This is a genomic window from Streptomyces sp. NPDC006879 (assembly GCF_042869595.1).
Classification (GTDB): Bacteria; Actinomycetota; Actinomycetes; order Streptomycetales; family Streptomycetaceae; genus Streptomyces.
Genome location: NZ_JBIAGC010000069.1, coordinates 1 through 13,832, shown reverse-complemented (window position 1 = coordinate 13,832; position 13,832 = coordinate 1). Strand labels below are relative to the sequence as shown.

Annotated in this window: 13 protein-coding genes; 2 read left to right on the top strand and 11 right to left on the bottom strand. The window is 69.4% G+C overall.

Features of this window, described 5'->3' with window-relative positions; translation table 11 throughout:
- Positions 1-231 precede the first annotated feature (231 nt).
- The 7 genes from ACFYMC_RS28640 to ACFYMC_RS28610 form a co-directional block, all read right to left on the bottom strand.
- The gene (locus ACFYMC_RS28640; protein ID WP_388530718.1) at positions 232-1,011 is read right to left on the bottom strand and encodes an exodeoxyribonuclease III; all 780 of its coding nucleotides are present in this window, start codon (positions 1,009-1,011) and stop codon (positions 232-234) included.
- Between the two features lie 29 nt (positions 1,012-1,040).
- Positions 1,041-1,673 carry an MBL fold metallo-hydrolase gene (locus ACFYMC_RS28635; RefSeq protein WP_388530715.1) on the bottom strand — a complete coding sequence of 211 codons (633 nt, stop codon included), beginning with the start codon at positions 1,671-1,673 and terminating at the stop codon, positions 1,041-1,043.
- Positions 1,674-1,711: 38 nt separating this feature from the next.
- The gene (locus tag ACFYMC_RS28630; protein WP_388530712.1) at positions 1,712-2,299 is read right to left on the bottom strand and encodes a hypothetical protein; all 588 of its coding nucleotides are present in this window, start codon (positions 2,297-2,299) and stop codon (positions 1,712-1,714) included.
- Positions 2,296-3,486 (bottom strand): ROK family glucokinase, encoded by a 1,191-nt coding sequence (locus ACFYMC_RS28625; RefSeq protein WP_388530710.1) that lies wholly within the window; start codon positions 3,484-3,486, stop codon positions 2,296-2,298. Before ACFYMC_RS28625 ends, ACFYMC_RS28630 begins: the two co-directional genes overlap by 4 nt.
- An 85-nt stretch (positions 3,487-3,571) precedes the next feature.
- Entirely contained in the window at positions 3,572-4,441 is an 870-nt protein-coding gene (locus tag ACFYMC_RS28620; protein ID WP_388530708.1) for an ATP-binding cassette domain-containing protein, read from the bottom strand.
- Positions 4,438-5,499 (bottom strand): ABC transporter permease, encoded by a 1,062-nt coding sequence (locus ACFYMC_RS28615; RefSeq protein ID WP_388530706.1) that lies wholly within the window; start codon positions 5,497-5,499, stop codon positions 4,438-4,440. The genes ACFYMC_RS28620 and ACFYMC_RS28615 overlap by 4 nt, the downstream gene beginning before the upstream one ends.
- Positions 5,496-6,509, bottom strand: coding sequence for a sugar ABC transporter substrate-binding protein (locus tag ACFYMC_RS28610; protein WP_388530703.1), 1,014 nt, complete (start codon positions 6,507-6,509; stop codon positions 5,496-5,498). The genes ACFYMC_RS28615 and ACFYMC_RS28610 overlap by 4 nt, the downstream gene beginning before the upstream one ends.
- A 126-nt stretch (positions 6,510-6,635) precedes the next feature.
- On the opposite strand from ACFYMC_RS28610, the gene ACFYMC_RS28605 reads away from it, so the two are divergent.
- Complete coding sequence (locus ACFYMC_RS28605; protein WP_388530701.1) at positions 6,636-7,634, top strand: Gfo/Idh/MocA family oxidoreductase; 999 nt, start codon at positions 6,636-6,638, stop codon at positions 7,632-7,634.
- Positions 7,635-7,657: 23 nt separating this feature from the next.
- On the opposite strand, the gene ACFYMC_RS28600 is transcribed toward ACFYMC_RS28605, so the two are convergent.
- The 4 genes from ACFYMC_RS28600 to allB form a co-directional block, all read right to left on the bottom strand.
- Positions 7,658-8,845, bottom strand: coding sequence for a cytochrome P450 (locus tag ACFYMC_RS28600; RefSeq protein WP_388530699.1), 1,188 nt, complete (start codon positions 8,843-8,845; stop codon positions 7,658-7,660).
- A gap of 256 nt (positions 8,846-9,101) precedes the next feature.
- Positions 9,102-9,719, bottom strand: coding sequence for a dihydrofolate reductase family protein (locus ACFYMC_RS28595; RefSeq protein ID WP_388530696.1), 618 nt, complete (start codon positions 9,717-9,719; stop codon positions 9,102-9,104).
- Between the two features lie 226 nt (positions 9,720-9,945).
- Complete coding sequence (alc, locus tag ACFYMC_RS28590; RefSeq protein ID WP_388530693.1) at positions 9,946-11,076, bottom strand: allantoicase; 1,131 nt, start codon at positions 11,074-11,076, stop codon at positions 9,946-9,948.
- Positions 11,077-11,078: 2 nt separating this feature from the next.
- On the bottom strand, positions 11,079-12,425 hold the full coding sequence (gene allB / locus ACFYMC_RS28585; RefSeq protein WP_388530691.1) for an allantoinase AllB: 1,347 nt from the start codon (positions 12,423-12,425) through the stop codon (positions 11,079-11,081).
- Between the two features lie 330 nt (positions 12,426-12,755).
- Between allB and ACFYMC_RS28580 the strand changes: the two genes are divergently transcribed.
- Positions 12,756-13,559, top strand: coding sequence for an IclR family transcriptional regulator (locus tag ACFYMC_RS28580; RefSeq protein ID WP_388530688.1), 804 nt, complete (start codon positions 12,756-12,758; stop codon positions 13,557-13,559).
- The last annotated feature ends 273 nt before the right edge of the window (positions 13,560-13,832 follow it).

Here is a 13,832-nt window from a genome sequence, read left to right as displayed (position 1 = left end):
CCGCGGCGATCTGGCACAACCACAAGACCAAACAACCGGTCATGCGATCCCTGATCGCCTACGACCACTGATCACATCGGAATGACTCGTCTAGGCCGCGGCGCCCGAAAGCTTGTGCTTCCTCTGTCCGGGAGAAGGTGCGTCCATGGCAGGCTCCCGCCTCCGCGCGCTCCTCGAACACGATGCGGCGCCGCCACCGCGGGTGTCGCGAACGCTTCGGTGCCCTTGTGGTCACAACACCAGGTCGACAACCACCGGAGCATGGTCGGATGCTCCCTTGCCCTTGCGTTCCTCACGGTCCACGTAGGCGTCCTTGACCGCCTGCGCAAACGCTGCGTTGCCGTAGACCAGGTCGATGCGCATGCCCTTGTTCTTGGGGAAGGCGAGCATCCGGTAGTCCCAGTAGGTGTAGGGCCGGTCGTACTTCAACGGGCGGGGAACCACATCCCGTAGGCCGGTGGCCCGCAGGTCCTCCAGCGCCGCCCGCTCGGGCGCACTGACATGGGTGGCCCCCTCGAAGGCGGCCAGGTCCCAGACGTCCTCGTCCTGCGGAGCGACGTTGTAATCACCGAGGACCGCGAACGGCCTCTCCCCCGCGGCGTCTTCGGTGACCGCTGTGGTCAGCGCCCGGAACCAGTCCAGCTTGTACGCATAGTGCTCGTGGGAGACCTCGCGGCCGTTGGGCACGTACACCGACCACAGTCGCACGCCGCCGCAGGTCGCCGAGATCGCGCGGGGCTCCTGGACGCCCTCGTACTCCGGGCCGCCGGGTAGGCCAGGGCGCACGTCCTCGAAACCCACCCGTGAGAGCAGTGCCACGCCGTTCCACCTGCCGGTGGCGTTGACCTCGCACTCGTAACCGAGCTCACGCAGTGGCGCGTACGGGAACTGCTCGGCGGAGCACTTGGTCTCCTGGATGCAGAGCACGTCCGTGCCGCTGCTCTCCAACCAGGCCAGCAGCCGGGGCAGCCGAGCGGTGATCGAGTTGACGTTCCAGGTGGCGATGCGCATGTGGCTAACCTACCGTTCGGGTCTGACGGTCAGAGCGGGGTCGCCTCGCCCGGCGCGAACCGCGTGCGATCACAACCGCCCAGCGCGCCGAGCAGGCTCTCGTAGATGGGCAGCGCGGGATCGGACAGGTAGACGTCGTGGATGTCCACGGCGCGGCGGGGCTTGACCTCGCGCAGATAGTCGATCACCTCCGCGATCTTGTTCCACGGTGCGTGCACGGGCAGCAGGAGCGTCTCCACGGGCTGGGCGGGCACCGTGAGGGCGTCGCCCGGATGGAAGAGCGAACCATCCACCAGGTAGCCCACGTTGGTGACTCGCGGGATGTCCGGGTGGATCACCGCATGTAGTTCACCCTGGACCTGGACCTCGAAACCGGCGGCCGTGAACGTGTCGCCGTCGCCGACCCGGTGCACCCGCCCCGGGAAGGCAGCCGCCATCTTGTCGGCGACGCTCGCCAGGGTCCACAGTTCCACTGCGGGGTCGGCCTCCAGCGCCGCCCGCAGTCGCTGTTCGTCGAAGTGGTCCGCGTGTTCGTGGGTGACGAGGATGGCGTCGGCTCCCACCGCGGCGTCCTGCTCGCTGAAGACTCCGGGGTCGATGACCATGCTCTGCCCGTCCTTCTCCAGGCGGACGCAGGCGTGGCGCAGTTTGGTGAACTCCATGGCTCCCCATCCCTCTCGCGGGTTACGGCGTACGGTGGTTACGGTGTGGCCGTGGACACGACGAACACCCGCGGGCGCTGCGGGTCGGTGGTGTCGACCGTGATGTGCTGGGTAGGGCGGCGCTCGGGCTTGTCCAACGTGATGCCGACCCAGGTGCGTTCCGGCCCGAACGTCCAGTCAGCGACGTCCTGGTCACGGGTGCCGATGCTCACCTCCCCCGGCTTCAGCGCCGCCCGGCTGGTCCCGATCTTCTGGAGGAACCAGTCGAGTTCGCTTGGGATGGTCTCGAAACTCACGTAGAGGCGGCTGGTGCGCCAGTTGTTGGTTTCGTAGTACGCCACGTTCGAGGACCAACGCGGAACGGAAACCTCGTAGATGCTGCGCTGCACCCTGGAAGGCCACCCTTCGGTCAGCCCGTCCGCCGCGGCCTTGCGGGCCTTGTCACGCCCGCTGGCGCGGCTCTGTTCGGCGGAGACAGCCAGATACCCGGCCGGGACTCCGATCAGCAGCACGATGATCACCGCCGTCAGCCAGCGGCGACGGACCACCCTACGGCGCGCCTGCGCCGGCTGGTGGAGGTGTTCCTCGTTGATGGGCTGCGCCTGGCGGGGCAGGGTCGGCGTCACTGCGGTTCCTTGTCGTCGAGGGCACGGCTGCCGCCCCACCCGGCGCTCCGGCCCTCGCGCAGGCCCCGGCCGAACTGGGCGTAGCGCTCGTAGCGCTCGACGCGACGCCGGTTGGCCCGGCGGAAGCGGCGAGCCACCAACCGCGCGAGGTCGGCGGCGCCGACCATACCGGCTTCCGGACCGAGCTGGGCCTTGGCGATGCGCGCCTCGGGACGGTACCCACGGCCGGTCAGATGACGACGGAATGCCTCTCGCGCCGGGCCGATGAGCAGGTCGTCAGCGGCACTGACTCCGCCACCGATCACGAAACAGGAGGGGTCGAGCGCTGCGGCGAGGTTGGCGATGCCGACACCGAGCCAACGGCCGATGTCCTCCAGCAGTTCGACGCACATCGCGTCGCCCTCACGGGCGAGCTCGGTGATCAGCGGACCGGTGATCTCGGCGATCTGCCCGCCGACCCGGTCGATGATGCCGTACGCCACCGGGGAGTCGGCGGCGGCCAGTTCGCGGGCCTCGCGGACCAGTGCGTTGCCGGAGCTGTACTGCTCCCAGCAGCCGCGGTTGCCGCACGGGCACCGATGCCCACCGGGCACCACCTGCATGTGGCCGAATTCGCCGGCGACTCCGTACTTGCCGCGCTTGACCTGCCCGTCCTCCAAGATGGCGCCGCCGATACCGGTGCCCAGAGTGATCATGACCAGGTGGTCCTCGCCCCGTCCGGCGCCGAAGCGCCATTCGGCCCAGGCGGCGGTGTTGGCGTCGTTGTCGACCATGACAGGCACGGCGAGGCGGGCCTGGAGGGCGTCGCGCAGGGGCTCGTCCCGCCACGCCAGGTGCGGGGCGAACAGGACGCGGGAACGGTTCGCGTCGACCCAGCCCGCCGCCCCGATGCCCACGGCGTGCACGTCATGCCGGTCGGACAGGTCCAGGACCAGCTCGGCGATGGTGTCCTCGACGACCTTCGGACTCTTGGACTTGTCGGGGGTTTCCGTGCGGAGCTTCTCCAGGATCACCCCGTCGGCGTCGACGACGCCGGCCATCACCTTGGTCCCGCCGATATCGATACCGACCGTGGGCACGCGCGGCGCGGTCAGGTGGGACCGTCGTTCACGGCTGCCGACGGTCCGCAGGACGGTGCCTCGCGCCGAGCCTCGGTGGGCGAGCGTGAAGTCCCGGTAGGTGCCCATCGAGTCCTGTCGTCCCTCGTCGCTCGCGGTGGGTACGCGCGCCGGGCGGGGCGCCCGGCACCTTTGATTCTGCCATCCGGACACCTCACCGGCCGTCGGGCGGGCCCTCCTGCGATGCCGGTGGCGTGACGTCCGGTACGGGCTCCGAAGCGGCGCCGATCGGGGAATCGCCGCCCGCCCGCGACGCGAGCTCGTGGCTGAGTTCCTCCAGCTCGGAGCCGCCGGCCATCTGCCGGGTCAGCTCGTCGAGGGTGATGGAGTCGCGGGTGTGGTTGCCGGCCATCGTCCCCCGTTTGAGCAGGACGAAGCGGTCGCCGACCAGGTAGGCGTGGTGCGGATTGTGGGTGATCAGCACCACACCGAGACCGGCGTCCCGTGCCGCGGCGACGTACTTGAGGACCATGCCGGACTGTTTGACGCCGAGTGCGGCGGTCGGCTCGTCCAGGACGAGCACCCTGGCCCCGAAGTGGACGGCCCGCGCGATGGCCACGCACTGGCGTTCGCCGCCCGAGAGGGTTCCGATGGGCTGGTCGACGTCGCGCAGGTCGATCCCCATGTTCAGCAGTGCGCTGTGGGTGACCCGCCGCATCGTGCGGACATCGAGGCGTTTGAACGGGCCGGAGCCCAGAACCGGCTCGGAGCCGAGGAAGAAGTTGCGCCACACGGGCATCAGGGGCACGACGGCCAGGTCCTGGTAGACGGTCGCGATACCCCGGTCCAGGGCCTCTCGGGGCGAGGCGAGACGGGTCGACTCGCCCTCGATCTCATACGTGCCCGCGTCGTGTTCGTGCAACCCCGAAATGATCTTGATCAGGGTCGACTTGCCCGCACCGTTGTCCCCGAGCACACAGGTCACGGACCCGGAGCGGACCTGGAGGCTCACGCCTTCCAGGGCGCGGATGTGGCCATAGAACTTGCTGACCTCGGTGAGTTCGATCAGTGGATGCTCACTCATGCGCTCTCCTCCGCACGCTTGCGCACCCAAGCGTTGAGCAGGGTTGCCAGCAGGAGCATGGCGCCGAGGAAGAACTTGAACCAGTCCGGGTTCCACTGCGCGTACACGATGCCGTTGCTGGTCATGCCGAAGATGAAGGCACCTACTGCGGAGCCGACCGCGGAGCCGTACCCGCCGGTGATCAGACAGCCGCCGATGACGGCCGCGATGATGTAGATCAGCTCATTGCCGACGCCCTCCCCGGACTGCACCACGTCGTAGGAGAAGAGCAGGTGCTGTCCGGAGATCCAGGCGCACAGGGCGACGCCCAGGTAGAGCCCGATCTTGGTGCGCCGGACCGGGACCCCGACCGCCCGGGCCGCGTCCGCGCCGCCGCCTACGGCGTAGATCCAGTTTCCGGCGCGGGTGCGCAGCAGGATCCAGGTGGCGAGTGCGACGAGGCCGAACCACCACACGACGGTGACCTTGAGGGTGATGTCACCGATGGTCCACTGGGACGCGAAGAGGGCACGGGCGGAGGAGAAGCCCTCCATGTCGCCGATCGGCTTGGTGGAGACGGTACCGCTGATCAGCTTGGTGAAGCCGAGGTTCAGTCCCGTCAGCATCAGGAAGGTGCCCAGGGTGATGATGAAGCTGGGGAGCTTGGTACGGGTGAGCATGAACCCGTTGAAGAACCCGAAGGCGAGTGTGACGAGCAGGGAGACGCCGACGCCCACCCAGACGTTCGCCGTCATCTGGTAGCTGAACATCGAGGAGACCAACGCAGCGCTGGTCACCATCACGCCCGCTGAGAGGTCGAACTCGCCACCGATCATGAGCAACGCCACCGGCACCGCCATGATCCCGATGGTGGAGGCGGAGTACAGGATCGTGCTGAGGCTGCTGGCTTGCAAGAAGCTGTCGGCGGCGAAGGAGAAGAAGACGAAGACGGCCGCCGCGCCGACGACCGCACCCAGTTCGGGGCGGCCGAGCAGTCGCTTGACGGTCGACACCCGGACGAGCCGCTCGTCGGCGGACTTCCCCGGAGCGGGGGCCGGTGCCGGGGCGGTCGCGCTCATCGCGTCCCCCGTTCGGCGTAGCGCAGGAGCTCCTGTGCCTGTCCGCCGGTGACGATCTGCGGGCCGGTCAGCACCGGGCCGCCGCCACCGAGTACATCGGCGTTGTAGCGGTACAGCCACAGGAGGTCGACGGCCTCGTATCCCTGGAGATAGGGCTGCTGGTCGACGGCGAAGCCGAGGGCGCCGCTCTGGAGGTCCCGGGCGACGGCCGCGTTGAGGTCGAAGGTGTCCACCTCGGCCTTGCTGCCGACTTGCTCCTTGGCCTTGACCGCAGTGGGGGCGAAGGGGGCGCCGAGGGTCACGACGGCATCCACGGACCGGTCCGCCTGGAGCTTGGCTTGGATCGCGGACTGCACGGCCGGCATGTTGGTGCCCTCGACGTAGAGGTTCTCCATGGTGCCGGCGAAGGTCTTCTTGGCTCCCGCGCAGCGCTGCTCGTGCCCGACGTTGCCCTGTTCGTGCAGGACGCAGACGGCCTTCTTGCGACCGCGTGCGTTCAGCTCGGTGCCCACCGCCTCACCGGCGATGGCCTCGTCCTGGCCGATGTGGGTGAGGGCTCCGAACCGCTTGGACTGCGCGGATCCGGAGTTCACGGTGATCACCGGGATGCCGGCCTTGACGGCCTTGGTCACCACGTCCTTCATCGCCTCGGGCTTGGCGAGACTGACGATCAGGCCGTCGACCTTCTGGTCGATGGCGTTCTGGACGTACTGGGCCTGCTGCTGAGCCTGGTCGTCGTGGGAGTACACGAAGTTGATGTTGTCCTTGGCCGCAGCCTCCTTGGCGCCCTTTTGGACGATGTCCCAGAACGTGTCGCCATCGCCCGCGTGGGTGACCATCGCGAAGGTCCAACGAGGAGTGGACACGGTCGCACGGCCCGCCTGAGCCTCCCGCTCCGCCCGCTCCTCGGCCCGCTTGCCGCCCGTACTGCTGCATCCCGCGAGGGACGCGGCGAGCGCCGCCGCCAGTACGGCGCCGACGACTCGCGCCCCTGTCCACCCAAGTGCCACGTCTGGTGTGCCCTTCCCTGAAGTCCCGCTTCCGGCCGGGACGTATCGGATATGGTCAAACCGGACCCAGCCGCCCAAGTATGACCGAGGATTGACAGCAGTCGCGGGCGGGGTCAGTTTTGGTTCATGCGCATCGGACTGATCGGAACCGGCCGCATTGGCTCGTTCCATGCGGCGGCCCTGAACCGCCACCGTGAGGCAGGGGCCCTGCTGCTGGCCGACGCGGAGCCCGCTCGGGCCTCCGCCCTCGCGGACCGGCTCGGGGCGACCGCGGCACCCTCCGTGGACGCGATCTTCACTTGGGGCGTGGACGCGGTCGTGATCAGCTGTACGACGACCGGCCACGCCGAGCTCATCGGCCGGGCCGTACGCATGGGGCTGCCGGTCTTCTGCGAGAAGCCGATCGCCGCGGACCTCGACGGAACGCTCGCGGTGCTGCGCGAGGTGGAGGCGCTCGGTGGCGTGCTCCAGGTGGGATTCATGCGCCGTTTCGACGCGGGCTACCGCGTGGCCCGGGAACTCGTCCGCAGCGGCGCCCTCGGCCGGCTGCACACGGTGCGCACCATGACGGCCGACCCGGCGCCGCCACCCGCGGCGTATCTGCCGACCTCGGGCGGGCTGTACCGCGACTGTCTGGTGCACGACTTCGACATGGTGCGCTGGGTCACCGGCCACGAGGTGAGCGAGGTGTACGCCACCGGTTCGGACGCCGGGCCGCCCGCCTTCCGCGCCGCCGGCGACATCGACACGGCCGCCGCGGTGCTGGTCCTGGACGACAAAACCCTCGTCACCGCGACCGGGAGCCGCTGCATCGGAGCGGGCTACGACGCGCGGATGGAGCTCGCTGGCGAGCACGACCAGGTGTCCGCCGGCCTCGACGACCGGACGCCGATCACCTCTACCGAACGAGGGGCCGTCCCGGTCGGCAAGCCGTGGACCGGCTTCCTCGAACGATTCGCGCCGGCGTACGAGGCGGAGCTCGACGCCTTCGTCCGGCTGATCCGCGGCGAAGGGCCAAATCCGTGCGACGGGCGCGAGGCCCTGCACGCGCTGCGGGTGGCGGAGGCGTGCGAGCTCTCCAGGCGCAGCCGCCGCCCGGTTGCGCTCGCAGAGGTCCCCTGCTGAGGCCCGCGCCCGACCTGGCCGGCCTACCAGCACACCGGTAGTGCGCGCACGCCCCGGATCAACGTTCCCGGGATCCACTCGTAGGGCCCGGCTTCCGGATCGGCCCTCAGTTCGGGGCAGCACCGCAAGAGGCTGCTGACGGCGATACGGCCCTCCATCCGGGCGAGCGGCGCCCCCAGGCAGTAGTGGATGCCGTGGCCGAAGGCGAGGTGGGGCTGGGGCACCCGGTGGATGTCGAAGGAATCCGGCGCGGCAAAGCGGTCCGGGTCGTGATCACCGGCGGCAAGCGAGATCATCACGGACTCGCCGGCCCGCACCGGGGCGTCACCGATGTACATGTCCTCAACGGCCAGCCGGAAGGTGGCGCTCTCCACCGGACCGTCGTAGCGCAGCATCTCCTCCACCGCGCCGTCGATCAACCCTTCCGGATCGGCCCGCAGGGCGGCCAGCTGCTCCGGGTGGTCCAGGAGGGCCCGTACCCCGTTGGCGATCAGGTTCACGGTGGTCTCGTGACCGGCGACCAGGAGGAGGAAGGCCATGCCGACGAGCTCCTGGGGGCCGAGCCGGTCCCCGTCCTCGTCCCGGGTGCGGATCAGGGCGCTCAGCAGGTCTTCGCCCGGCGTGCCTTCCTTGGCCGCGATGAGATCCTCCAGGTAGCTGAGCATCGCCGCGGTGGCCTCTGCCTCCGCCTGCGAACTGGTGGGCGCCACCAGTTCGTTGGACCAGCGACGAAAGGCGTCACGATCGAGGTCGGGAACGCCGAGGAGCTCGCAGATGACCGTCATCGGCAGCGGGAAGGCGAAGGACCCCACCAGGTCGGCGCGGCGGGCACCGGCCGCGGTCATCTTCTCCAACAGGTGGTCGGTGATCTGCTGGACCCGAGGACGCAGCGCCTCGACCCGGCGGGCGGTGAACTCCCTGGCCACCAGCCGGCGCAGCCGAGTGTGGCGGGGCGGGTCGGACTCCAGCATGTTGGTGTTGAACGCGGTGAAAGGAGCGTCCTGATAGTGCGGCGAGAGCCGCCAGTTCTTGGAGAGCAACGGATCCATCAACGCCTGCCGGGCTTCCTCATGGCCGACGACCAACCAGACCTCGTGCCCGAGAGCCAGCCGGACGCGGTGCACCGGGCCCGTCTGCAGAAGTCTGGCGTAGTGCGGATACGGGTTCTCGTTGAAATCCGCGGCGTACGTGGTGAGGTCATGCACCGGCATGGTCGCTCCCCCTCTCGCTAGGGTGCGTTCAAGCGTACGACGCACAGCGTGACGGCCAGGTCACCGAGCGCCCACCGGAGTCCGAACTGGCCGGAAGGCGACGGTGCCCCGTGCGGATGTCGGGGGCGCTCCCGGCATCCGCACGGACCGGGGCAGCGGCGAAAGGGGCGCCCGTCGAGGGCCCGCGGCGGGCATCTCGACCGGGCTGCCGGCCCGAGGCGCCCACACCGGACCGCGGGGTCCTGGCGGGCAGCGCTCAGAAACTTCCGAACGCCGGACGACCGGTCGGTCGCAGCGTGTGGATGGCGATGCCGCTCTCGGTGGTGCGCGAGCTGATCCGGCTGAAGGAGGTGGGTAGCGCGCCTTCGGTGAAGAGCCGTCGCCCGGTACCCAGGACGACCGGAAAGACCAGCAGGTGGTACTCGTCGATCAGATCGCGGGCCATCAGTGAATGGGCGAGGGCGCCACTGCCGTGGATCTGCAACTCGCCCTCGGGCAATGTCTCCTTGAGACGCGCCACCTCGGCCGGTACTTCGCTGTGGATGACCCTCGTGCCCTCCCAGCTCACAGTCCTGGGGTCGAGCGTGGTGGAGGCGACGTACTTGGGCAGTCCGTTGAGGCGGGAGGCGATCGGGTCGGCCGGGTCGGTGACCTTGGGCCAGTAGCCGGCGAAGATCTCGTACGTGCGACGGCCGAGGAGGAAGGCCCCCGCCCGGTCGAGCACCTCGATCATGAACCGGCTCATGCCTTCGTCGGCGAACGGGACCACCCAGCCGCCGTATTCGAACCCGCCGCTGGGATCCTCCGCGGGGCCACCCGGCCCCTGCATCACGCCGTCGAGGGTGAGGAAGGTGGTGAGGGTCAACTTGGCCACGGCTGTGCTCCTTCTCGTCTGGTCGCGTCCCTCCCTCCGCCCAGACTCGCCGCAGTGGATCACCTCGTGGCGGCGCCGCGCTCGGGCGGTGCTCCGAATTGCGCCGGCCACCACGCCGACGGGAGACTCCGGCAGCGCCCGTGCCAGGACGGCTCGGCAGCGATGCGGCCACCATCGTCGAAGGGACGCGACGAATGGTTCCCGGGCCTGCCCGGGAACCATCGGATCAGCCGCCGAGCTCCTGGTGACGGGCAGTGAGCGCGTCCGCGCCCCGCTCGGTCAGCGAGCCGTACAGGCGCAGCCGGGAGAAGCCGCCGTCGGGGTAGATGTCGATCCGTACGTGGGTGCCGACCACCGCGGTCGCCAGCACGAAGCGGTGGTTGGTATCAGGCTGCAGGCGCGTGCGGGGCAGGAACTCCTGCCACGTCCCGTCCTCACCGGTCTTGGCGGACAGGCTGGCCCAGCCCGCGGAGTTCCCCTTGAGGTACGCCGTGTCGATCTCCACTGCACGAATTTCAGACTCGGCGACGAGTTGGTAGCGGATCCAGTCGTTGCCCTGGTCACGACGGCGTGCGGTCTCCCACCCGTCGTCCATCTTGCGCGACCGTCCCGGGTTGATGGTGTTGGTCGGCGGGGAGTAGAAGCGGTTCGAGGCGTCCTGGACCGCGCCGCCGTTCTCCAGCGCCACCACGTCGAAGGAGCCCAGGGCTGTCAGCCAACGGGGATCGGGAAGCACCTCGCCGTACACCCGCAGGCGGGCGATGCCACCGTCGGGGTGCTGGTTGACCCGCAGGTGGGTGAAACGCTGCTCGACGGTGACCTCGAAACCGTTGGCGGCGTGCCCGCCGACGGCGGTCCGCGGGACGATCGTCGTCCACTTGACGTCCCCGCCGAGGAGTTCCTCGGGCGCGGGGGCGCCCTCTACGCAGACCGCCTCGATGGAGACGGCCTGCGGCATGTTCCCACGGAAGTGCGCGGTGTCCACGACGATGCCTCGGATCACTCCCGGAGCTCCGAGCCGCACGAGGGCCCAGTCATGGTCCTCCGCGGTCGGCCAGGGGTGCTCGGCGTCGACGCCGCGGCGCCGGCGGGTCTCCCAGCCGTCCATGACCTTGCCCTTGTGGCCGAAGTGTTCGGGGTCGAAGTGCGCGGCCTCGGGCACCAGCAGGTTCTCGCGCTGGGCGAAGAACTCGTCATTGGCTGCGATCACTCCCGCCCCGAGCTGCCGGTCGGCCAGGTTCGCGTACCGGGTGAAGGGGAACTGCGCGGTGCGGTAGTCGGCGTAGGGGTCGCCACCGGGGTAGGGGCTCGCGTTTCCGGTGAAGGAGGCCAGGGGGGTTGTGCGCTGCGCCGTCACAGTCAGTTCTGCCTTTCGAGGAGTCGGCCGGTGGGCTCGGTGAGGGTGCCGCGGTCGCAGATGCGCCTACCGCGCAGCCAGGTGGACTTCACCACTCCGTACAGGGTCCGACCCGCGTAGGCGGTGATCTGGTTGCGGTGATGGAGCACGGCGGGATCCACGGTGAAGGTCTCGTCGGGAGCGAGGACCGCGAAGTCGGCATCGCGCCCTGCTTCGATGGCCCCCTTGTGGGCGAGTCCGGCGAGCCGGGCGGGGGCCGCCGCCATCCAGCGCACCACGTCCTCCAGGGACTTCCCGCGCCGCCGCGCTTCGGTCCAGATGGCGGGCAGGCCGAGCTGGAGGGAGGAGATGCCGCCCCAGGCGGTGGCGAAGTCGCCGGTTTCGAAGTTCTTGAGGTCCTCGGTGCACGGCGAGTGGTCCGAGACGATGCAGTCGATGGTGCCGTCGGCCAGCCCTGCCCAGAGCGCGTCCTGGTTCGAAGCCTCGCGGATGGGCGGGCAGCACTTGAACTCAGTGGCCCCGTCAGGCACTTCCTCAGCGGTGAGGGTCAAGAAGTGCGGGCAGGACTCGACGGTGATCTGCACGCCCTCTCGTTTCGCGGCGGCGATCAGCGGGAGGGCGTCGCTGGAGGACAGGTGAAGCACGTGGACCCGGGCGTTCAGGCGCCGCGCCTGGCTGATGAGGTTCTCGATCGCCGTGTTCTCGGCGTCCCGGGGTCGGGAAGCGAGGAAGTCTGCGTAGCTCGGGCCCGGGTTCTGGGGCGCGGACTGCAGGTGGTGGGGGTCTTCGGCGTGGACGATGAGCAGCCCCCCGAAGCCGGCGATCTCGGCGAGTGACTGGGCGAGCTGCTCCTGGTTCAGCTCCGGGAACTCCTCGACCCCGGAGGGCGACAGGAAGCACTTGAAGCCGAAGACCCCGGCCTCGTGCAGGGGACTCAGGTCCTTGACGTTGGAGGGCAGCGCCCCGCCCCAGAATCCGACGTCGATGTGGGCCTTGGCGCGAGCCACGTCCCGCTTGGTGGCGAGGTGGTCCACCGTCGTGGTGGGCGGCAGGGAGTTGAGCGGCATGTCCAGGAGGGTGGTGACTCCTCCGGCGGCAGCGGCTCGGGTGGCGGTCCAAAAGCCTTCCCAGGCGGTGCGGCCCGGGTCGTTCACATGGACGTGGGTGTCGACCAGACCGGGGAGCAGGACATCGTCCCCGAGGTCTTCCAGGCGGGCGCCTTGTGGCACCGCGGCCTGGTACGGCAGTACGGCGACGATCTTCCCGTCGGTCACGGCGACCGAGGCGGCGCGAGTCCCCTCGGGGGTGATGACGCGGGTCGAGCGCAGTACCAGTTGCACCTCGGGCACCCGGGACCTCCTGTTCGGTTCTTCCACGGAGCGAAATTCAACGTTCTGTTGAGGGAGTGTTCCCGGCTGGTCCCAGACCCGTCAAGAGTCCCCGGACGGACTGCCGAGGCCCCTCTCACCCACTTGGAGGTTTCCACAAAATGGAATTAGAATTCCACTCTACAGAACGGAGCTCTTGCCGCGGTGGACTTCCAGGATCGCTCGCCGAGCCCTCCACCACCCGGACAAACCACCTCTGACCGGCGCCTACGGCCACCGTCCGACGCTAGGGCCGGTGCCGACCGCCGGGTAGGCTGCTTCCTTGCCTGCCAGCACCGAAAGGACCGCGCCGTGCCGACGTCCAGCGCCAGCACCACCGACGCCTCCGCCAAGACCCCCGCGGCCAGCGGTGGCGTCCAGTCCCTGGAGCGCGCCTTCGATCTGCTTGAGCGGATGGCCGACGCCGGGGGCGAAGTCGGCCTCAGCGAGCTTTCCGCCGCGAGCGGACTGCCGCTGCCCACCATCCACCGCCTGATGAGAACCCTGGTCGCCTGCGGTTACGTGCGGCAGCAGACCAACCGGCGCTACTCCCTGGGCCCCCGCCTCATCCGCCTGGGCGAATCCGCCTCCAGACTGCTGGGCACCTGGGCGCGCCCGTACCTCGCCCGGCTGGTCGAGGAGACCGGCGAGACGGCGAACATGGCCCTGCTCGACGGGGACGAGATCGTCTACGTCGCCCAGGCCCCCTCCAAACACTCCATGCGAATGTTCACCGAGGTGGGCCGGCGGGTGCTGCCGCACTCCACCGGCGTGGGCAAGGCGCTACTGGCCCACGCCCCGGCCGAGGAGGTGCGCGCACTGCTGGCACGTACCGGAATGCCGGCGGCGACGGAGAAGACCATCACCACCCCCGAAGGCTTCCTCGACGCACTGGAGCACGTGCGGGCACACGGCTACGCGGTGGACGACAACGAGCAGGAGATAGGCGTTCGCTGCCTGGCCGTCCCGGTGCCCAACTCCCCTACCGCCGCCGCCATCTCCATCTCCGGGCCCGCGGGACGCGTCACCGAGGCGGCCACCGAGCGGATCGTACCGATCCTCCAGGGCGTGGCGGCCGAACTCTCCGTGGCGCTGGCCACCCAGAACCCGGCCTGAACCGGCACCGTCCCCGGAAGGCGGCGACACCAGCGGGGGCGGGTTTCACACCGATGAGTCGTGGGGAATGCCAGCGGTCACCAGCCCGCCCCACGACTGCGCCCGCACCAGACGCCGCGGGGCCCGCCCTCCGGGCGGACGGCGCTACCTTCGCAACGCGCCCTAGAAGACCGATGAGGATCTTGCTTCGACTGCCCGGCTCGCCCCGGATTGCCCGCTAATATCAATCGCCATGAACCGGTACAAGCCGGGCGTGATTTCAAGATCTTCAGG

What these genes read in the sequence shown, in the direction of transcription:
- ACFYMC_RS28640 (WP_388530718.1), bottom strand. Translation starts at nt 1,011, where the DNA reads ATGCGCATCGCCACCTGGAACGTCAACTCGATCACCGCTCGGCTGCCC.
- ACFYMC_RS28635 (WP_388530715.1), bottom strand. Translation starts at nt 1,673, where the DNA reads ATGGAGTTCACCAAACTGCGCCACGCCTGCGTCCGCCTGGAGAAGGAC.
- ACFYMC_RS28625 (WP_388530710.1), bottom strand. Translation starts at nt 3,486, where the DNA reads ATGGGCACCTACCGGGACTTCACGCTCGCCCACCGAGGCTCGGCGCGA.
- ACFYMC_RS28620 (WP_388530708.1), bottom strand. Translation starts at nt 4,441, where the DNA reads ATGAGTGAGCATCCACTGATCGAACTCACCGAGGTCAGCAAGTTCTAT.
- ACFYMC_RS28615 (WP_388530706.1), bottom strand. Translation starts at nt 5,499, where the DNA reads ATGAGCGCGACCGCCCCGGCACCGGCCCCCGCTCCGGGGAAGTCCGCC.
- ACFYMC_RS28605 (WP_388530701.1), top strand. Translation starts at nt 6,636, where the DNA reads ATGCGCATCGGACTGATCGGAACCGGCCGCATTGGCTCGTTCCATGCG.
- ACFYMC_RS28600 (WP_388530699.1), bottom strand. Translation starts at nt 8,845, where the DNA reads ATGCCGGTGCATGACCTCACCACGTACGCCGCGGATTTCAACGAGAAC.